At 64.5% G+C, this 18512-nt stretch carries 16 protein-coding genes; 10 read left to right on the forward strand and 6 right to left on the reverse strand.

Going from position 1 to position 18512, the window contains the following annotated elements; genetic code table 11:
- The first annotated feature begins 249 nt into the window (after window positions 1–249).
- Both QDT69_RS22095 and QDT69_RS22100 read left to right on the forward strand, forming a co-directional pair.
- The gene (locus tag QDT69_RS22095) at window positions 250–1830 is read left to right on the forward strand and encodes an alkaline phosphatase D family protein (protein ID WP_279708587.1); all 1581 of its coding nucleotides are present in this window, start codon (window positions 250–252) and stop codon (window positions 1828–1830) included.
- A gap of 168 nt (window positions 1831–1998) precedes the next feature.
- The gene (locus QDT69_RS22100; RefSeq protein ID WP_279708588.1) at window positions 1999–2817 is read left to right on the forward strand and encodes an aldo/keto reductase; all 819 of its coding nucleotides are present in this window, start codon (window positions 1999–2001) and stop codon (window positions 2815–2817) included.
- A 105-nt stretch (window positions 2818–2922) separates the two neighbouring features.
- Here QDT69_RS22100 and QDT69_RS22105 read toward each other — a convergent pair whose 3' ends face one another.
- On the reverse strand, window positions 2923–3141 hold the full coding sequence (locus tag QDT69_RS22105; RefSeq protein WP_146985307.1) for a hypothetical protein: 219 nt from the start codon (window positions 3139–3141) through the stop codon (window positions 2923–2925).
- A 161-nt stretch (window positions 3142–3302) separates the two neighbouring features.
- On the opposite strand from QDT69_RS22105, the gene QDT69_RS22110 reads away from it, so the two are divergent.
- The gene (locus QDT69_RS22110; protein ID WP_279708589.1) at window positions 3303–4583 is read left to right on the forward strand and encodes an amidohydrolase/deacetylase family metallohydrolase; all 1281 of its coding nucleotides are present in this window, start codon (window positions 3303–3305) and stop codon (window positions 4581–4583) included.
- Window positions 4584–4595: 12 nt separating this feature from the next.
- On the opposite strand, the gene QDT69_RS22115 is transcribed toward QDT69_RS22110, so the two are convergent.
- Together QDT69_RS22115 and QDT69_RS22120 are read right to left on the reverse strand one after the other, a co-directional pair.
- Window positions 4596–5834 (reverse strand): PLP-dependent aminotransferase family protein, encoded by a 1239-nt coding sequence (locus QDT69_RS22115; RefSeq protein ID WP_279708590.1) that lies wholly within the window; start codon window positions 5832–5834, stop codon window positions 4596–4598.
- A 56-nt stretch (window positions 5835–5890) separates the two neighbouring features.
- Window positions 5891–6370 carry a DUF3124 domain-containing protein gene (locus QDT69_RS22120; RefSeq protein ID WP_279708780.1) on the reverse strand — a complete coding sequence of 160 codons (480 nt, stop codon included), beginning with the start codon at window positions 6368–6370 and terminating at the stop codon, window positions 5891–5893.
- A gap of 122 nt (window positions 6371–6492) precedes the next feature.
- Between QDT69_RS22120 and QDT69_RS22125 the strand changes: the two genes are divergently transcribed.
- From QDT69_RS22125 to QDT69_RS22140, 4 genes are all read left to right on the forward strand, one after another.
- Entirely contained in the window at window positions 6493–8226 is a 1734-nt protein-coding gene (locus QDT69_RS22125; RefSeq protein WP_279708591.1) for a cation:proton antiporter, read from the forward strand.
- Window positions 8227–8432: 206 nt separating this feature from the next.
- On the forward strand, window positions 8433–9509 hold the full coding sequence (gene ribB, locus QDT69_RS22130; protein ID WP_050423082.1) for a 3,4-dihydroxy-2-butanone-4-phosphate synthase: 1077 nt from the start codon (window positions 8433–8435) through the stop codon (window positions 9507–9509).
- 193 nt (window positions 9510–9702) lie between these two features.
- Window positions 9703–10917, forward strand: a complete 1215-nt coding sequence (locus QDT69_RS22135) for an acyl-CoA dehydrogenase (RefSeq protein WP_279708592.1) — start codon at window positions 9703–9705, stop codon at window positions 10915–10917.
- A gap of 133 nt (window positions 10918–11050) precedes the next feature.
- The gene (locus QDT69_RS22140; RefSeq protein ID WP_279708593.1) at window positions 11051–11968 is read left to right on the forward strand and encodes an MBL fold metallo-hydrolase; all 918 of its coding nucleotides are present in this window, start codon (window positions 11051–11053) and stop codon (window positions 11966–11968) included.
- Window positions 11969–12117: 149 nt separating this feature from the next.
- Here the strand turns inward: QDT69_RS22140 and QDT69_RS22145 are convergent, their stop codons facing one another.
- Both QDT69_RS22145 and QDT69_RS22150 read right to left on the reverse strand, forming a co-directional pair.
- Window positions 12118–12975, reverse strand: coding sequence for a DUF1499 domain-containing protein (locus QDT69_RS22145; protein WP_279708594.1), 858 nt, complete (start codon window positions 12973–12975; stop codon window positions 12118–12120).
- A gap of 276 nt (window positions 12976–13251) precedes the next feature.
- Window positions 13252–14880: a fatty-acid--CoA ligase gene (locus QDT69_RS22150; protein WP_279708595.1), complete on the reverse strand. Its 1629-nt coding sequence runs from the start codon at window positions 14878–14880 to the stop codon at window positions 13252–13254.
- Window positions 14881–15025: 145 nt separating this feature from the next.
- Between QDT69_RS22150 and QDT69_RS22155 the strand changes: the two genes are divergently transcribed.
- On the forward strand, window positions 15026–16129 hold the full coding sequence (locus QDT69_RS22155; RefSeq protein WP_279708596.1) for an extensin family protein: 1104 nt from the start codon (window positions 15026–15028) through the stop codon (window positions 16127–16129).
- A 23-nt stretch (window positions 16130–16152) separates the two neighbouring features.
- Here QDT69_RS22155 and QDT69_RS22160 read toward each other — a convergent pair whose 3' ends face one another.
- Window positions 16153–16830 (reverse strand): L,D-transpeptidase, encoded by a 678-nt coding sequence (locus QDT69_RS22160; protein WP_279708597.1) that lies wholly within the window; start codon window positions 16828–16830, stop codon window positions 16153–16155.
- A 339-nt stretch (window positions 16831–17169) separates the two neighbouring features.
- Between QDT69_RS22160 and QDT69_RS22165 the strand changes: the two genes are divergently transcribed.
- The gene (locus QDT69_RS22165) at window positions 17170–18147 is read left to right on the forward strand and encodes a magnesium transporter CorA family protein (RefSeq protein ID WP_279708598.1); all 978 of its coding nucleotides are present in this window, start codon (window positions 17170–17172) and stop codon (window positions 18145–18147) included.
- Window positions 18148–18278: 131 nt separating this feature from the next.
- Entirely contained in the window at window positions 18279–18500 is a 222-nt protein-coding gene (locus tag QDT69_RS22170) for a hypothetical protein (protein ID WP_050423076.1), read from the forward strand.
- Window positions 18501–18512: the final 12 nt, after the last annotated feature.

An 18512-nucleotide genomic window follows, 5' to 3' on the forward strand; every position in this document is an offset into this window, starting at 1 on the left:
GCGTCAGCGCCGTCTCGAAGGATGGACGGCCCGGCTGTGAGACCGGGGCCGTGCATCCTTCGAGACGCGCGCAAGAGCGCGCTCCTCAGGATGACGGGTCTAGCTTTCCGAGCGCCGCGGCGGCTCCAATCCCATCCCCCGAGAGTCATCCCGCCGTCGCAAAACCGTCGGCGGAGAGTCAAGAAACTGTAAGTCCGGAGTCAAACGGCGCAGGCAAAACCCTCGTCAGGATATGGCGAAGGTTACCGAATGCCGACTGCGATCTCCGCGACGCGGCGAGGCCTCACAAGGCGTCAGCTTCTGGTGCGCTCGGCGTCGACGGCCGCGCTGGCGGGATTGGGCGCGCTGGCAAGACCCTATCTGAGCCGTGCGGCGGATCGGCCTTCGATCGCGGGCATCCAGTCCGGCGACGTCGCAAGCGATTCCGCTGTGATCTGGGCCCGCGCCGATCGTACCGCGCGCATGCGCATCGAATGCGCTGCGGTCGAGAGCTTCGCCACCATCCTGCGCACCGCGTCCGCCGACGCGCTGCCCGAGCGCGACTTCACCGCAAAGCTGCTGCTCGATGGCCTGCCGCCGGGCCAGGACCTGTTCTACCGCATCAGCTTCGAGGACCGCGACGGCCTCGTCGGCGAAAGCCGCGTCGGGCATTTCCGCACCGCGCCGGTCGACCGCCGCTCGGTCTCGTTCGTCTGGTCCGGTGACGTCGTGGGGCAGGGCTGGGGCATCGACCCTACGCGCGGCGGCTTGCGCAGCTACCGCACCATGCTGAATGAGCGCCCTGACTTCTTCATTCATTCCGGCGATCACATCTATGCGGATTGCACGGTGCCGCCGCAGCAGGCACTGCCGAACGGCGAGATCTGGCGCAACATCGTCACCGAGGAGAAATCCGTCGTTGCGCACAGCCTCGATGAGTTTCGCGGCAACTACAAATACAACTGGCTCGACGAGAATTTTCGCGCCTTCCACGCCGAAGTGCCTGTCTTTGCGCAATGGGACGACCATGAGGTGGCCGACGACTGGTCGCCCATCGGCACGTCCGATGCGACTGGCTACGACGCGGACGGCAGCTCGCGCCTGGTGGCGCGGGCGCGCCGCGCCTTCCACGAGTTCATGCCGATGCGGCTGATGCCGGAGCGCGACGGCCGGGTCTATCGCAAGATCGCCTACGGGCCGCTGCTCGACGTCTTCATCATCGACATGCGCTCCTACCGCGATTCCAGCTGGAACAAGCAGGGCGATCCGGATCAGGCCTTCATCCTCGGCGACAGCCAGCTCGCCTGGCTGAAGCGTGAGCTGGTGGCGTCGGATGCTGCCTGGAAGGTGATCGCAGCCGATCTGCCGATCGGCCTGGTCAGCCTCGATGCGGTCGCGCTCGGCGATGGTCCACCCGAGCGGCGCGAGCACGAGATCGCCGATCTCCTGTCCTTCATGAAACGCGCCGGCATCCGCAACACGGTGTGGCTCACCGCCGACATGCACTACACCGCCGCGCATCACTATGATCCGAACCGCGCGGTGTTCCAGGAGTTCGAGCCATTCTGGGAGTTCGTCTCCGGTCCGCTGCACGCCGGCACCTGGTCGCCGGGCCAGCTCGACAACACCTTCGGCCCGAAGGCGATGTACCAGAAGGGCTGTTCGGCCGAGCAGGGCGACAACCTCGCGCCGTGCTTCGGGCTGCAATTCTTCGGCCGCGTCGACATCGACGGCAGGACCGGCGTGATGACGGTGACGCTGAAGGACGTCGACAACCACGATCTCTGGTCGGTCGACATCGAGCCGCGGCCGGACGCGCGGCCCGGCCAGATCATGGCGCAGCATATCTAGGTCAGCCTTCAACCCCGTCGCGACATCTTGATTGCCGGGCGCCTTGCCCGAAGGGCCGGTTTGCGGGCAGACTGTCGCTTGGCAGTTCTGCCAATTTCATTCCTTACAGCCGATTTGCTGGCGTGACGTCGTCGATTTCATCGGCGTCCCACGCGTCAGGAGCTATCCATGGAAAATCTGCAAACACAGGGCATCAGCCTGCCGCAGCTCGGTCTCGGCACCTTCCGCATGCAGGGTGATGCCTGCCGTGCGGCGGTCGAGAGCGCGCTCGGGCTCGGTTACCGGCACATCGACACCGCCGAGATGTACGGCAACGAAGAGGCGATCGGAGAGGCGATCGCGGCGGCGAAGGTCGCGCGCAAGGATCTGCATGTCACCACCAAGGTCTGGCACGAGAACCTGGCGCCAGATGCGATCCGCAAGGCGTTTGACGCGAGCCTGAACAAGCTGCGGCTCGATCACGTCGATCTCTACCTGGTGCACTGGCCGTCGAAGACCATGAAGCTGCCGGCCGTGTTCGAGACGCTGATGCGGCTGAAGGAAGAAGGCCGCACTCGCGCGATCGGCGTTGCCAATTTCACCACCGCGCTGCTCAAGACCGTGGTCGAGGACATCAAGGCGCCGATCGCCTGCAACCAGATCGAATATCACGCCATGCTGGACCAGACGCCGGTGCGAAAATATCTCGCGGCGAAATCGATCCCGCTGGTGGCCTATTGTCCGCTCGCGCAGGGCCGTTTCGCGACCGACGAGACGCTGGCGAAGATCGGCCGCAAGCATGATGCGACCGCAGCCCAGGTGGCGCTGAAATGGCTGCTCGATCAGCGCGGCGTTGCGGCGATCCCGAAGGCCTCGCGCGCAGAAAGCCAACAGGCCAATCTCGACGCGCTGAAGCTCAGACTCGACGACGACGATCGCAAGGCAATCGCCGCGCTGCGCAAGGACATGCGCTGCGTCAATCCGGGTTTTGCGCCGGCGTGGGATTGAGCCGTCGACCATCCGATACGAATGTTGAAAAGAAAATGGCTCCGCGAGGAGCCATCTTCCGTTGTGTCGGTCTTTTCGTGTTTGCAGGTCTTCGGTCTCGATTCCTTAGTAGCGATCGCGCCGGATCACGACCGTGCGGTCATGGTCGTGATGCCAGCCGCGATGCCAACCACGGTCATGGCGCATCTCGGCGCGCGCGCCCCAACCACGATCCCAGTGGTGGTGATGGCCGCGCTTGATCACGACGGTCTCGGCGCTCGCGATCGACGGAATGGCCACTGCAAGCGTACCGATCGCCGCAAGAACAAAACCAATCTTTTTCATTTCATCCTCCTCAAATGATGCGAGGAGGAAACCGTGCAGGCATCGAAACGTTCCTCAGGAACCGGCGGAGTTTTCTGAACGGTTGTTCAGGTGGCCTTGCGTAACCACCGCGTCCGACGCATCATCGCGCTATAAAAATCAATGTTCGGGGGGACGTTGCCGTGAGCGGATTTTCACGCCGGGATTTTTTGAAGGCTACGGGATCGGCGGCCGCTAGCGCCATCGCAGGGCCGGCCGCTGCGGCGATGGGGCCGGACGACAAGTTCGACCTCGTGATCAAGAGCGGCGACGTGATCGATCCCAGCCAGTCGCTGCGCGGCAAGCGCGACATCGGCATCCGCTGGGGCTTTATCGAATCGATCGAGGACGAGATTCCGGCTGCGCGCGCCAGCAAAACCATCGACGCGTCGGGCAAGCTGGTGATGCCGGGCCTCGTCGATCTGCACTGCCATGTCTACCCCTATGGATCGGCGATCGGCATTCCCGCCGACGAGCTGGTGCAATTCCAGGGCACCACGACGGTGGTTTCGGCCGGCGATGCCGGCGTCAACAATCTCGCGGCGCTGCGGCGCTTCATCGTGGCGCAGTCGCGGGCGCGGATCTACGCCTTCGTCCACATCGCCAATAACGGCCTGTCGGCTTTCCCGGTGGCCGAGCTCTACAACATCGACAACGCCCAGGTCGAAGCCTGCGCGATGGCGCTCGCCGAGAACCCGGACTTCCTGATCGGGGTCAAGGTGCGGATGTCTGAGAATGTCATCTTCAAGCATGGCATCGAGCCGCTGAAGCGCGGCATCCAGGCCTGCGAGATGTGCGGCTGGCCGGCGCGGATGATGGTGCATATCGGCGGCGTCGAGACCAAGGAGTTGATGTCCGACATCCTCAATCTGCTCCGCCCGGGCGATATCCTGACCCACGCCTATTCGGGCGCGGCGAACATGTCCGGCGCCTTCACCAACATCGTGCAGGACGGCAAGCTGCTGCCGGCGGCGCTCGAGGCCAAGCAGCGCGGCGTGCTGTTCGATGTCGGCCATGGCGGCGGCAGCTTCGATTTCACGGTGGCTGAGATCGCAATTCCGGCGGGCTGCACGCCCGACACGATCTCCTCCGACATCCACGTCTTCTCGGGCAACTCGCCGAGCATCCCGTTCCTGCCGAACGTGATGAGCAAGTTCCTGGCGATGGGCTCCTCGCTGGATCAGGTCGTCGCGATGGCGACCTCGGTGCCGGCGCGGATCATCAACCGGACCCCGAAGATCGGTACGTTGCAGCGCGGCGCGCCGGCCGACGTCGCGATCATGGATCTCGTCGAGGGTCCGGTCACCTTCGTCGACACCCGCAACAACAAGCGCGACGGCAATCTGCAGCTGAAGCCGGTGCAGACCGTGGTCAACGGCGTGCCGTTCGGCCGGCCCTATCAGGCGCCGTTCTCGGTGAGGTAGGCGCGTGGATCGCTAGCCGCGCTTCTCCACATTGCTGCTGCGCGCGGGCACGCCGAACTCCTTGCGACACACCTCGGCGAGCACGGCGACGCCTTCGCGGATCTGGTCGTGCGAAGGGCTGGCGAAGCAGAGGCGGAGCCGGCTGCCGGAATGCGCCTTGCTGGTCGACCATTCCGGGCCTGGATTGATCGAGACGCCGGCGGCCAGCGCCGCCTGGTAGAGCTTCAACGTGTCGACATTGTCGGGCAGCTTGACCCAGAGGAAGATGCCGCCCTTCGGCGCCTCGAATTCCGCCGAGGTGCCGAACTGCTCGTTCAGCGCCTCCATCAGCGTGTCGAGTTTTGCGCGCAGGCCCTTGGTCAGCCGCGGCACATGGGTCGAAAAATGCGGCGCGCAATATTCCGCCAGCACCATCTGCTCCAGCGCGCCCGAGCCGGCGTCGGTCTTCAGCGGCAGCATCCGCGACATGATCTCCCAGGGCGCGACGATGAAGCCGACCCGCAGCGCCGGCGCGATCGACTTCGAGAACGAGCCGATGTGGATCACGCCGCCATGCTTGCTCATGGCATAGATCGCAGGCGGCCGTTCGCCGTTCCAGATCAGGTCGGCGTAGCAATCATCCTCGAAGATCGGCACGCCGTATTCCTTGGACAGCTTCAGCATCTCGGCGCGGCGGCCCTCGGGGAGGATCGAGCCGGTCGGGTTCTGCACGGTCGGGATGGTGTAGATGTATTTCGGCGTGATGCCGCGCCGCTTGTGATCGGCGAGCGCTGCGGCCAGCGCATCGATCCTGATGCCCTCGCCGTCGAGGGGAATGCCGACCGCGTTGACGCCGAGCCGCGTCAGCCGGTTCAGCGAGCCCTGATAGGTCTCCTGCTCGATCAGCACGGTGTCGCCCTTGGCAAGCAGCGTCTGATTGACCAGATCGAGCGCCTGCAGCGAGCCGGAGACGATCATGATCTCGTCCGGCGTGCAGGCTATCCCGGCATCGCGCTTCAGCTTCTCGGTTAGGAATTGGCGCAGCGGCAGATAGCCCTGCGGCCCGTGCGCGAGATTGTAGGTCGCCAGATTCCTGCCCTCGCGCTTCAGCACGGCGTTGACCGCTTCCAGCAGCCCGTCGACCGGGACCTGGTCGGGATCGTTGTTGCCGCCGACGAAGCTGTATTTGGCGAGCCCGGTCCAGCGCGCAGCCGGCGCGGGCAGGCCGGCCGGAAGCAGTGGTGCAAAGTCGAACTGGGCTGAGGTGGACATGGACGTTTCGCTCCGTGTTGTTGTCGTTGAGAAGGCCTCTGAGGGCCTTCCGTGAATCAGTTCTTGCCGGTCAGCCGGATCGGGCGGCCCTGGCTGATGAAGGCATAGTGCCCGGCGCCGACGCTGCCGACCATCAACGCCTCGACCGCCGGTTCCGCGATTTCGCCCGTGGCCGCCCAATCGACCACGAAATTCGCGCCGGTGCCGCCGCGGGTATCGGTCGTGGCGATCGCGACCTCGACAGTCGCAAACGGTTTTAGCGCGATCGGCGATTTGAGGTAGCTCTCCACCATCTTGCCTGATGTGTCGAAATAGGCGATCCGCTTCAGCACCAGGGGCCTGGTCTCGGAGGTGTTGTGCACGCTGAGCGTCACCGAGAAATCGGCCCTGAGCTTGCCCTGGCTCATCGACACGCTGGAATACACCGGCACGTAGAATGCGCCTGTTGCGGTGAGGGCTTCCGAGGGCACTGCGGTCAGCGAGTTCGCAAAATTTTGTTCAATACTTGCCGGGGATTGTGCTAGCGCCTCGGTCATGCGCCCGGTGAGCAGGCAGAGCAGAACTGCCAGAAAAATGCCACCTGCGCGGATGTGACACATTGCTCGGTTGATCCTCACGCCCGGCCCTCTAGGTTGCGGCAACAGGAAGTCTTTGACGCATGCATGAACTGATTCCCGATATCACGCTCTGTATCCTGTTTGCCTGGGGGATTGGGCTGCTCGCCCATTTCTCCCGGCAACCGCTGATACTGGCCTACCTTATCGCCGGCTTTTTCATTGGTCCATTCGGCATGGGCTGGGTCAAGTCCCAGGAATCGATCAGCGTCATCTCCGAGCTCGGCCTGATCTTCATGCTGTTCATGATCGGCCTGGAAATCGACCTCAAGAAGATCATCCGCGCCGGCAAGGTCATCCTGTTCGCCGGCGCCAGCGAGCTGATCGGCGGCTGCCTGATCGGCGTGGCGTTCTTTGCCGGAATCGGGCTTGCGATCGGCGGCGGCAAGTTCGATGCGATCTATCTCTGCGTCGCCTGCGCGCTGTCCTCGACCGTCATCATCGTCAAGGTGCTGTACGAGAAGCGCGAGCTGGATACACTGCCGGGCCGCATCACGCTCGGTGTGCTGGTGCTGCAGGACATCTTTGCGATCCTGTTCCTGGCGGTGCAGCCGAGTCTCGACAATCTGCAGATTAGCGTCGTGCTGCTGTCGATCGCCCGCGTCGCGGTGCTGGTCGCGACCGCGCTGGTGCTGAGCCGCTACGTGCTGCCACGGCTGTTCCACCAGATCGCGCGGCGGCCCGAGCTCGTGCTGCTCGGCGCGCTCGCCTGGTGCTTCCTGATCGGCGAGATCGCCGAACGGCTGCACCTGTCGCGCGAGATGGGCTCATTGGTCGCCGGCGTCTCGATCTCGACCTTTCCCTACGCGCTCGACGTCACCGCCAAGGTCACGACGCTCAGGGATTTCTTCATTACGCTGTTCTTCGTCGCGCTCGGCATGACGATCCCGATCCCGGGGCTACAGGTGATCTGGCTGGCGCTGGTCATCGCGGCGTTCACAGTGGTGAGCCGGCTGGTCACCACGTTCACGCCGCTCTATCTGATGAAGCAGGGCCTGCGCGCCAGCCTGCTGCCGGCGATCAATCTGGCGCAGATTTCCGAGTTCTCGCTGGTGGTGATCCAGACCGGCGTCGCCGCCAACCATATCGGGATCGAAACCGCGAGCGCGGCCTCGTTCGCCTTCGTGGTGCTCGCGGTGCTCTCGACCTTCGCGATAGGCCGCAGCGACCAGATCGTGCGCGGCCTGATCGGTCCCTTGAAGCGCATCGGGCTGCGCGATCTCGACCACGTCGGCGAGGGCCGCGGTGAGGCCGGCCAGGAGGGGGGCCACGGCGAGATCCGGCGCATTGTCATCCTCGGCTTTTTCCGTGCGGCGAGCGCACTGATCAGTCAGATCGAACGGCAGAACCAGTCGCTGCTCGAGCAGATCAGCGTCATCGACTTCAACCCGCTGGTGTTCCGCACCCTGTCCGACCGCGGCATGCACGTGATCTATGGCGACATCAGCAATGTCGATACGCTGGTGCACGCCGGCATCGGCAAGGCCGAGATCATCATCCTGAGCGTGCCGGACTTCCTCCTGGTCGGCGCCGACAATGAGAAGCTGGTGCGCCACGTCCGCGCCCTGAATCCGACCGCGCGGATCGTCGCCACCGCGGACCTGTTGACCGGCGTCGACGACCTCTACGCGGCCGGCGCCGACTATGTGACGGTGACCCGGCTCAGCGACGCCGGCGAGCTCTATTCGGTGATCGAGGCTGCCGACGCCGGCCTGCTCGACGACAAGCGGGCCGAGCTGGACGCCCAGCTCAGCGACCGGCGCGAGGTGCTGCCTTAAGGGGTGCGGCCACTTGCGCAACTGCGCCGTCGGGCGCGCCTTCGCTTTCCGGCGGGTTCAAGTTCAAACAAGATATCAAACAGGAAACGGGTGCCGTCCCTGTGCCTGGTATGCCTGCCGGACGCATGGCGGGTTGCATAATGATACTGGCGCTGACATCGGAACCCGGCTAATCCACTGCCTGCATAAAGCGAGATGTCAGGACAATGGCCGATACGATCCAGGAAGTGCTGCAAGCCTTTGCGAAGGGCGAACTCGTCGTCGTCACCGACGATGACGATCGGGAAGGCGAGGGCGATTTGATCGTCGCGGCGTCGTTCTGCACGGCGGAGAAGATGGCCTTCATCATCCGCCATACCTCCGGCATCGTCTGCGCGCCGATCACCACCGAGGATGCCCGCCGGCTGCGGCTCGACCCGATGGTGGCGCACAACGAATCCAACCACACCACGGCCTTCACCGTCTCGATCGACTACAAGCCCGACGGCGGCACCGGCATCTCGGCCGAGGAGCGCGCCTCCTGCTGCCGCGCGCTCGCCAATCCGAACGCCGGCTCCAATGATTTTGCGCGCCCGGGCCACATCTTCCCGCTGATCGCGCGCGACGGCGGCGTGCTCTTGCGCTCCGGCCATACCGAGGCCGCGGTCGATCTGTGCCGGCTCTCCGGCCTGCCGCCGGTCGGCGTCATCAGCGAGCTGATGAACGACGATGGAACCGTGATGAAGGGCGAGCAGGTCGCGAAGTTCGCCGCCGCCCACAAGCTCAAGCATGTCACGATCGCCGATATGATCGCCTATCGCCAGGCGCGCGAGAAGCTGATCGAGCGGGTCGCGACCTTCACCACCGAAAGCCCGATCGGCCCCCTGCAGGGCTATGCCTATCGCTCGCCGTTCGACGAGATCATGCATGCCGCCTTCGTCTACAACGGCATCGGCGATGGCCGGGACGTGCTGACCCGGTTGCACAAGCCCAACATCGTGAAAGACCTCTTCACCGGGCCGGCGCGGATGGAAGCCGTGCTGCGGCACTTCAAGGATGCCGGCCGCGGCGTCCTGGTATATCTGCGCGACGGTGCCGCCGGTGTTCCGGTCCAGCCGGTGAGCGAGCAGAAGACGGCAGAGGCCGATCGCAACAAGCAATGGCGCGAAGTCGGCGTCGGCGCCCAGATCCTGCGCGATCTCGGCATCACCTCGATCCGGCATCTGACGTCGTCGGTGCACGACTACAAGGGCTTGTCCGGTTTCGGTATCGAGATCGTGTCGAACGAGAAGTTCGACGGCTAATATCCAGTGTCATTCCGGGATGGTGCGCAAGCACCAGACCGCAGGGGCGCAGTTGCGCCCCGGGGAATCTCGAGATTCCGGGTTCACGCTGTCGCGTGCCCCGGAATGACGACAACCCAATTCAATTGCGCTTCGCAGCATAGCGCTTTAATTTATCCGCCAATTTCCGAGTGACGATGCGAAAGGATGTTTCATGAGCGTGCGCCCCCAGGCCAAGGACAAGCCGGCTGCCGCCAGCTTCCAGTGGGATGATCCGTTCCTGCTCGACGACCAGCTCACCGAAGACGAACGCCTGATCCGCGACACTGCGCGGGCCTATGCGCAGGACAAGCTGCTGCCGCGGGTCACCAAGGCCTATCTGGAAGAGAAGACCGATCGCGAGATCTTCAACGAGATGGGCGAGCTCGGCCTGATCGGCGTGACGCTGCCCGAGGAATATGGCTGCGCCAATGCGAGCTACGTGGCCTATGGCCTGGTCGCGCGCGAGATCGAGCGCGTCGATTCCGGCTATCGCTCGATGAACTCGGTGCAGTCGTCGCTGGTGATGTATCCGATCTACGCCTATGGCGACGAAGACCAGCGCAAGAAGTATCTGCCCAAGCTCGCGACCGGAGAATGGGTCGGCTGCTTCGGCCTGACCGAGCCGGATGCCGGTTCCGATCCCGGCGGCATGAAGACCCGCGCCGAGAAGGTCGCCGACGGCTACAAGCTCAACGGCGCCAAGATGTGGATCTCGAACGCGCCGATCGCCGACGTGTTCGTGGTGTGGGCGAAGTCATCAGCGCATGACAATCAGATCCGCGGCTTCATCCTCGAGAAGGGCATGAAGGGCCTGTCGGCGCCGAAGGTCGGCGGCAAGCTCAGCTTGCGCGCATCGATCACCGGCGAGATCGTACTCGACAACGTCGTGGTGCCGGAAAGCGCGTTGCTGCCGAACGTCTCCGGCCTCAAGGGCCCGTTCGGCTGCCTCAACCGCGCCCGCTACGGCATCTCCTGGGGGGCGCTCGGCGCCGCCGAGGACTGCATGCACCGCGCCCGCCAGTACACGCTCGACCGCAAGCAGTTCAACCGGCCGCTCGCCGCCACCCAGCTGGTGCAAAAGAAGCTCGCCGACATGGAGACCGAGATCGCACTCGGCCTGCAGGCGAGCTTGCGCGTTGGCCGTCTGATGGACGAGGGCAAGATGGCGCCCGAGATGATCTCGATCGTCAAGCGCAACAATTGCGGCAAGTCGCTCGACATCGCCCGCATGGCGCGCGACATGCACGGCGGCAACGGCATCCAGATCGAGTATCATGTGATGCGTCATGCCGCGAACCTCGAGACTGTCAACACCTATGAGGGCACGCACGACGTCCACGCGTTGATCCTCGGCCGCGCCATCACCGGCATCCAGGCGTTCTCGTAAGGCGCTTGCTCGTCATTCCGGGGCGCGCCAACGGCGCGAACCCGGAATCTCGCGCCGCGTTCTTTTCCCCCATATCGAGATTCCGGGCCTGGCCCTGTGGGCCATCCCGGAATGACGGTGCAGAGAAAATCCCATGGCCGACAACGACGACATCCCGTTCAACCGCGACTTTCCGCTGAAGCCCGGCGTGGTCGAGCAGGTCCGCCCCGGCGTCCGCCGCGTGCTCTGCAACAATCCGAGTCCGTTCACCTTCACCGGCACGGTCAGCTACATCGTGGGCGAGGGCAAGGTCGCGATCATCGATCCCGGCCCCGACGACGAGGCGCATGCGCAAGCGCTGCTCGACGCGGTCAAGGGCGAGACCGTGACCCACATCCTGGTCACTCATACCCATCGCGACCATTCGCCGAACACGCCGCGGATCAAGGCCGCGACCGGCGCGCCTGTCTATGCCGAGGGGCCGCACCGCGCCTCGCGGCCGCGCTTCGAGAGCGAGAAGCACAATCCGGAATCCGGCGCCGACCGCGATTTCCGGCCCGACGTCGAGGTCAAGCACGGCGACGTCATCGAGGGCGCAGGCTTCGCGCTGGAGGCGGTCGCCACCCCCGGTCACACCGCCAATCACCTGGCGTTCGCGTGGGCCGAGCGCAGCATCAATTTCGTCGGCGACCATGTGATGGGTTGGTCGACCTCGATCGTGGCGCCGCCCGACGGTTCGATGATCGACTACATGGCCTCGCTGGAGCGGCTGGAGCAGCGCCCCGAGCAGCTCTATTTCTCAGGCCATGGCCCGGAGATTCCGGAAGGCCCGCGCTTCGTCCGCTTCCTGGCGCGGCATCGCCGGGCGCGCGAGGCGTCGATCCTGCACCGCCTCGGCAAGGGCGAGGCGGACATCCCGACCATGGTGCGGGCGATCTATATCGGGCTCGATCCGCGCCTCGCCAACGCGGCCGGTTATTCCGTGCTGGCGCATCTGGAAGACCTGGTCGCGCGCGGTGTCGTGGCGACCGATGGCGATCCGGTGATCGGCGGCACTTACCGCATGGTGTAAGGACGCCATCCATTCGTCATTCCGGGGCTCGCGAAGCGAGAGCCCGGAATCCATTTCACGATGGAGCTTGCGGCCCAATGGATTCCGGGCTCGCGCTGACGCGCGCCCTCAGGTGCGCAATTGCGCACCGGGGAATGACGACAATGGTGCTATTTCTTCACCGACTTCGCCGGCGGCGCCTTCGGCGCGACCGGGGCCGCTTTCTTCGCCGGCTTGGAATTGTCGTTTTCGGCGGCGGTGTTGAGATCCTCGATCAGCTTCTTGACCCGTGCGGCGTTGCTGCCGAGATCGGTGTCGAAATAGCGCGACGCGGAGCGGATATCGACGCGCGAATCCTCGTCGTCGGGCGTGACCCGGATCGAGACGTCCTCGCGGAAGCCCATGATCGGCGTGCGCGCCACCGCCTCGATGCGACCGATGCGGCGCGGCGGCTGCGGCGCGCGGGCGTCGATGACCAGCCATTTGCGCCGGTTCACCAGCCGCAGCGTCATCTCATAGGCACGGTCGACCGGGGTTTCCAGTTCGACGGTCTCGATATCGGGATAGGCCGCGCGCTGCTTCTCGGCCGAATAGAGGCCGGCATAGGCAGCGGGATTGGTGCCTTCGCCGGTGCGCAGCCGTGCCAGCGCCTCGAACTTCGGCGGGTCGATCGCGTCGGTGGTGACGTCGTAGATCCGCGGCAGCTTGCGATACTGATAGGTCAGGTAGGCCGGGTAGGCGAGGATCGCGGCGTCGATCAGGAACGCGAGCAGGATCCGGCCCATGCCGCGGGTGCCGTTCTGCCAGATCGCGGCGAAGGCGGCGAGGCCGAGCAGGATCGACAGGCCGGCGAGGCCCAGCGCGCCGAAGAAGGTCGCCAGCGCCGGTTTGACCTCCAGGAACCCGAACCGGACGATCAGGATCGAGACCACCACCGCGACGACGGAAAAGATGGCGAGGTTGCGCGACCAGGTGGCGAGACCGGACACGGGCTCCTGCTGGTAGGGAGCGGAAAACCTGCGCGCCATCGTCGAAAAATCTGCCGGTTGATGTCCCCGGCGACCTCAGCCGCCGCCAATGACCGTGTGAGACCACGGACCTGCGGCGAATTCAAGGGATTTGGGTGGTGCTATTCACCCCCCCCTGGAGGGGGAAGGTCGACGCGAATGAAATGAGCGGCGGGGTGGGGTGATCTCAGCACGGGCACCTGTCCCAACGGAGGGACTGTCACCCCACCTCGGTTCGCATTCCGCTGCGCTTCATGCGAACCGATCCTCCCCCTCCAGGGGAGGATGATAGCTCGCCTACGCCGCGGCGGTCGGGAAGGTGTAGTCCTTGAACTGGTCGCGCAGCGCCGTCTTCAGGATCTTGCCGGTCGCGGTGTGGGGAATGCCGTCGACGAAAGCGACGTCGTCGGGCATCCACCATTTGGCGATCTTGCCGTCCATGAACTTCAGGATGTCCTCGCGCGTGGCGCTCTGGCCCTGCTTGAGCTGCACGATCAGCAGCGGCCGCTCATCCCATTTGGGATGATGGACGCCGATCACGGCGGCTTCCGCGACCGCCGGATGGCCGACCGCGAGGTTTTCCAGATCGATCGAGGAGATCCATTCGCCGCCGGACTTGATCACGTCCTTGGAGCGGTCGGTGATCCGCATGTAGCCGTGCTCGTCCATCGTCGAGACGTCGCCGGTGTCGAAGAAGCCGGCATCATCGAGGATGCTGGCATCGACCCGGAAATAGGCCTTGGCGATCGCGGGACCCGAGACCTTGAGGCGGCCGAAGGTCTTGCCGTCCCACGGCAGCTCCTTGCCGGCATCGTCGGTGATCTTCATCTCGACGCCGAACGGCGGATAACCTTGGGTCTGCAGGATGTCGAGCCGCTCCTCGCCGCTGCGATCGGTGAACGGCGGCTTCAGCGTCGCCAGCGTGCCGAGCGGACTCATCTCGGTCATGCCCCAGGCGTGGCGCACCTGGCTGCCCATGTCGAGGAACGCCTTGATCATCGAGCGCGGCATCGCCGAGCCGCCGCAGATCACCATCTGCAGGTCAGGCAGCTTGAGATTGTTGGCGGCCATGTATTGCAGCAGCATCAGCCACACCGTCGGCACGCCGGCGGTGTGGGTGACCTTCTCGGTCGACAGCAGCTCGTAGACGGAGGCGCCGTCGAGCTTCGGGCCCGGCATCACCAGCTTGGTGCCCATCGACGGGGCGGAGAAGGCGATGCCCCAGCTGTTGGCATGGAACAAGGGCACCACCGGAAGCATTGTGTCCGAGGCGGAGGTGCCGAGCGCGTCCTTCGAATTGGCCATCAGCGCGTGCAACACGTTGGACCGGTGCGAATACAGGACACCCTTGGGATCGCCCGTCGTGCCGGAGGTGTAGCACATCGCAGCTGCGGTGTTCTCGTCGAAGGTCTTCCACTCGAACTTGCCGTCGGATGCCGCGATCCAGTCCTCATAGGCGACCGCGTTCTTCAGCGTGGTCTGCGGCATGTGCGCCTTGTCGGTCAGCACCACGTAGCGCTCGACGCTCGGCAACTGGCTCGCGATCTTCTCCAGCACCGGAACGAAGGTGAGGTCGGTGATGACGATGCGGTCCTGGGCGTGGTTGACGATCCAGGCGATCTGTTCCGGGAACAGGCGTGGATTGACCGTATGGCAGATCGCGCCGATCCCCATGATGCCGTACCAGACTTCCAGGTGGCGCCAGGTGTTCCAGGCGATGGTGGCGACACGGTCGCCGAGCTTGATGCCATCGCGCTCGAGGCTCTGCGAGACCTTCAGCGCGCGGGCATGGATCTGGGCGTAGGTGGTGCGATGAATCGGGCCTTCGACCGACCGAGTCACGACTTCCTGCGTGCCGTGATATTTGGCGGCGTGCTCAATAATCTTGTGGCACAGCAAGGGCCAATCTTGCATCAAACCAAGCATACGCAAATCCCTCCTCGATCCTCACGCATGATCTGCCTGCATCTTGGACGGCCGGCAGTAAAATCATGGAACTGACATGAACTGTAGCGCGGAGAAAGCAAGCCGAAAATGGCCTGATGGCGCGTTTCGCCGCGGGGGTGCGGCAATGGTTACCGCCGTCGCTGCGCTGCTTTGCCTTTTGCTTTCCCTTGGTATGCAAGCGGGGCCCGCGCAGGCTGCCCGCGGCGCGCCCACCTTTCCGTGGGACGATCTGTTCGGCACCCGGCTGCAACGGTCGCACAAGGCGGTCCGCCGTTCCGCGGTGCCGCTGCCGAAGCCACGCCCTGCTGACGCGCCTGCTGCAGCCGAGCCCGAGCCGCCGGCGGCCGAGACGCAGCCTCCGGCCGCGCCTGCCGAGGCTGCCAAGCCCAGCGAGGCGGCGAAACCTGCCGAAGCAGCCAACCCGGCCGAGCCTCCCAAGCCGCGGCTTTCGGCCTGCCGGCAGGCGCTCACCGAGGAGATCGCGATCGCGCCGAGCATTCCGGATATCCACGGCGCCGGCGGCTGCGGCGGCGAGGATCTGGTGCGGCTCGAGGCCATCGTGCTGCCGGACAAGCGCAAGGTCGCGGTCAAGCCGGCGGCGATCCTCCGCTGCAAGATGGCAAGTGCGGTCGCCGACTGGGTCCGCACCGACATCGCGCCGCTGGCGCTGCGCGTCGGGGGCGGGATCAGCAATCTCGACAATTTCGACTCGTTCGAGTGCCGCGGCCGCAACCGTGTTGTCGGCGCGCAGCTCTCCGAGCATGGCCGCGCCAATGCGCTCGACGTGCGCGCGTTCGGTCTTGCCAACGGCAAGTCGATCTCGCTGACCGACCGCAGCGTGCCGCGTGATCTGCGCGAGACCGTGCTGCATTCGGTCTGCGCCCGCTTCTCCACGGTGCTCGGTCCGGGCTCGGACTGGTACCACGAGGACCACATCCATCTCGACCTCGCCGAGCGCCGCAACAACTTCCGGATCTGCCAGTGGAACGTGTACGACCCGCTGCCCCAGGTCGCGCCGCTGCTGCCGGCCGAGCGCCCCGAAGAGGCGCCGCCGCGCGAGGTCGCCGCCAAATCGGAGGCATCCAGGCCGGACGCCGCCAAGGCCGACCACGGCAAGGCCGATGAGCCGGATGCGGCGCAATCAGATGATGCGGCGGCCGCACCCAAGGGCGCGCCGGAGACCAAGCCGCCGCCAACAAAAAAGCGCCGGCAAAGCCGGCGCCTTTGATCGCGGTTGCGATGTGATTGAGATCAGTAGGGGACGTTGCCGCCGCCCTGCAGCGCCATCTGCGGCTTGTAGGGCGAGTCGCCGTGCTTCGGCTCCAGCACCACGACGATGGTGCCGAGCTTGACGCGGTTGTAGAGGTCGATGACGTCCTCGTTGGTCATGCGGATGCAGCCCGAGGAGATCGACGAGCCGATATATTCCGGCTGGTTGGTGCCGTGGATGCGGAACAGCGTGTCCTTGCCGCCCGAGTAGAGATACATCGCGCGCGAGCCCATCGGATTGTCCGGACCGGGCGCCACGAAGGTCGGAACGCCGAGGCGCGAGATCTCGCCGGGGGTCGGGTGCCATGCCGGCCATTCGGTCATGCTGCCGACCTTGGCAATGCCGGACCAGGCCATGGCTTCTTCGCCGACGGTGATGCCGTAGCGGATCGCCTTGCCGTCGTTCAGCACGTAATAGAGGTAATGGTTGTCGGAATCGACCACGATCGAGCCGGGGGCTTCCTTGCGGTGATACTCGACGATGGCGCGGCGGAACGGTTCAGCCACCGGCGTCTTGACGTAGGTGGTCTTGGCCAGGAGTTCCTTGTCACGCGGCTTGAAGGCAGCAGTATTGGTTGCCTCGTAGGTCGTGGCCTGCATGCAGCCCGACAACATCAGACCCGCGGCCAGGATCCCGAAGGTAACTTTGAGCGACGACATGATTACATTCCAATCGAAAATCCGCGCTCAAAAGCGCCAACATTACGCCCCAAACGCCACGATTCCATGAGGGGCATTATTGCCTGAAAGCCGCCATTCTTCCCAGACTTTAGATGGCTTTCCCGCATCGCGGGACGTGATCTGTGGCTTTTTTGCCGCAACTGTTCTGGCGTGGGTCGATTTTTTGTGCAAACAGGCAACGGTCGTCGAGTTGGATCTCCTTCACTGCCACCCGGCTGCCACAAATATGGACGCCCGGTAAATGCCCCGGTCATGAAGCGCCAGCCAGAATCGCGCTAAGTCGGCGGGTCCTGCCAGCCCTGTTTTGTGGAGTTCCTGATGCTGTCGGTGTTCGTTCCCTCCGATTCTTCGCTGAAGAAGGCCGCCGCCAGCGACCTCGGCGCGCTGCCGGAGGGCGCGGTCTGGGTCGATCTGGTGAACCCGACCGTCGAGGAGGACCGGGCCGTCGAGAGGCTCGCGGGGATCGCGGTTCCGACCCGGGAGGACATGCAGGAGATCGAAATCTCGAGCCGCCTCTACATCGAGAACAGCGCCCGCTACATGACCGCGACGCTGATGTGCCAGTCTGACACCGACATGCCGCGCACCACGGCGGTCACCTTCATCCTGACCAGCCATCGGCTGGTGACGGTGCGCTACGACCTGCCGAAGCCGTTTGCGCTGGTCGAGAACAAGCTGGCCCGCGCCTGCTCCCCCGGCATCACCGGCGAGCAGGTGCTGATGGAACTGCTGGATGCCGTGATCGACCGTTGCGCGGACCTCCTGGAGCGCTGCGGGGCCGACATCGACCAGGTCTCCCACGACATCTTCGAGCCGGAGAGCGAGCGTCACGGCCACGCCAAGCAATATTCGCAGATCCTGATCGCGATCGGCCGCAAGGGCGACCTGACCTCGAAGGTGCGCGAAAGCCTGGTCTCGATCGGCCGCCTCGTCACCTTCCTCTCGGCGATCGTGGAAGGCGTGAAATGGTCCAAGGACATGCGCGAGCAGCTCAAGACCATGCAGCGTGACGTCGCCTCCCTGACCGATCACGCCTCCTATCTCTCCAACAAGATCACCTTCGTGCTCGACGCCATGCTCGGCGTGGTCAATCTGGAACAGAACAACATCATCAAGCTGTTCTCGGTGATGGCGGTGGTCCTGATGCCACCGACGCTGATTGCCTCGATCTACGGCATGAATTTCAAGGTGATGCCGGAACTCGAATGGGTGAACGGCTATCCGTTGGCGCTGGTCGGCATGCTCGCGGCAGCGATCGTGCCGTACTGGATCTTCAAGTGGAAAAAGTGGCTGTAGAGCAGTTCCATACGTCGCGTTTTGGGACGCGCTTTTCTGCCTTATTTCCTCTCCTAAAATTTGAGCGTTGCGCTGAACGTTTGGGCGAAACTTGTCTGCGATAACGCCTGCCTCGAAGCCGGAGGACAGCAATGGTTGAGAAGATCATAACGCCACGGCGTAACGTCATCGACTTTGCGCGCTATCAACAGGACCGCGCAGCAGGCAAGGTGCAGGCGATCTCGCCGAGACTTTGCCGTTACTGTGACGCTGCGCTGCTTGATGGCGAGGACGAAGACGACTGCTCCAGCGCGCTGAATGACGTCGCGCTGCGGCGGACTGAGAAGAAGTCGCGTCGATTCTATGCGGACTAAAGGCTGAGGCCT

Origin of the sequence: Bradyrhizobium sp. CER78, from assembly GCF_029846235.1 — a bacterium.
Classification (GTDB): Bacteria; Pseudomonadota; Alphaproteobacteria; order Rhizobiales; family Xanthobacteraceae; genus Bradyrhizobium.

Bases quoted from the DNA above. Each gene is read 5' to 3' on its own strand.
- QDT69_RS22105 (WP_146985307.1), bottom strand. From the start codon at position 3,141: ATGAAAAAGATTGGTTTTGTTCTTGCGGCGATCGGTACGCTTGCAGTG.
- QDT69_RS22145 (WP_279708594.1), bottom strand. From the start codon at position 12,975: ATGGCGCGCAGGTTTTCCGCTCCCTACCAGCAGGAGCCCGTGTCCGGT.
- QDT69_RS22160 (WP_279708597.1), bottom strand. From the start codon at position 16,830: ATGTCGTCGCTCAAAGTTACCTTCGGGATCCTGGCCGCGGGTCTGATG.
- QDT69_RS22135 (WP_279708592.1), top strand. From the start codon at position 9,703: ATGAGCGTGCGCCCCCAGGCCAAGGACAAGCCGGCTGCCGCCAGCTTC.
- QDT69_RS22120 (WP_279708780.1), bottom strand. From the start codon at position 6,370: ATGACCGAGGCGCTAGCACAATCCCCGGCAAGTATTGAACAAAATTTT.
- QDT69_RS22155 (WP_279708596.1), top strand. From the start codon at position 15,026: ATGGTTACCGCCGTCGCTGCGCTGCTTTGCCTTTTGCTTTCCCTTGGT.
- QDT69_RS22095 (WP_279708587.1), top strand. From the start codon at position 250: ATGCCGACTGCGATCTCCGCGACGCGGCGAGGCCTCACAAGGCGTCAG.
- ribB (WP_050423082.1), top strand. From the start codon at position 8,433: ATGGCCGATACGATCCAGGAAGTGCTGCAAGCCTTTGCGAAGGGCGAA.
- QDT69_RS22150 (WP_279708595.1), bottom strand. From the start codon at position 14,880: ATGCTTGGTTTGATGCAAGATTGGCCCTTGCTGTGCCACAAGATTATT.
- QDT69_RS22165 (WP_279708598.1), top strand. From the start codon at position 17,170: ATGCTGTCGGTGTTCGTTCCCTCCGATTCTTCGCTGAAGAAGGCCGCC.
- QDT69_RS22115 (WP_279708590.1), bottom strand. From the start codon at position 5,834: ATGTCCACCTCAGCCCAGTTCGACTTTGCACCACTGCTTCCGGCCGGC.
- QDT69_RS22140 (WP_279708593.1), top strand. From the start codon at position 11,051: ATGGCCGACAACGACGACATCCCGTTCAACCGCGACTTTCCGCTGAAG.
- QDT69_RS22100 (WP_279708588.1), top strand. From the start codon at position 1,999: ATGGAAAATCTGCAAACACAGGGCATCAGCCTGCCGCAGCTCGGTCTC.
- QDT69_RS22170 (WP_050423076.1), top strand. From the start codon at position 18,279: ATGGTTGAGAAGATCATAACGCCACGGCGTAACGTCATCGACTTTGCG.
- QDT69_RS22125 (WP_279708591.1), top strand. From the start codon at position 6,493: ATGCATGAACTGATTCCCGATATCACGCTCTGTATCCTGTTTGCCTGG.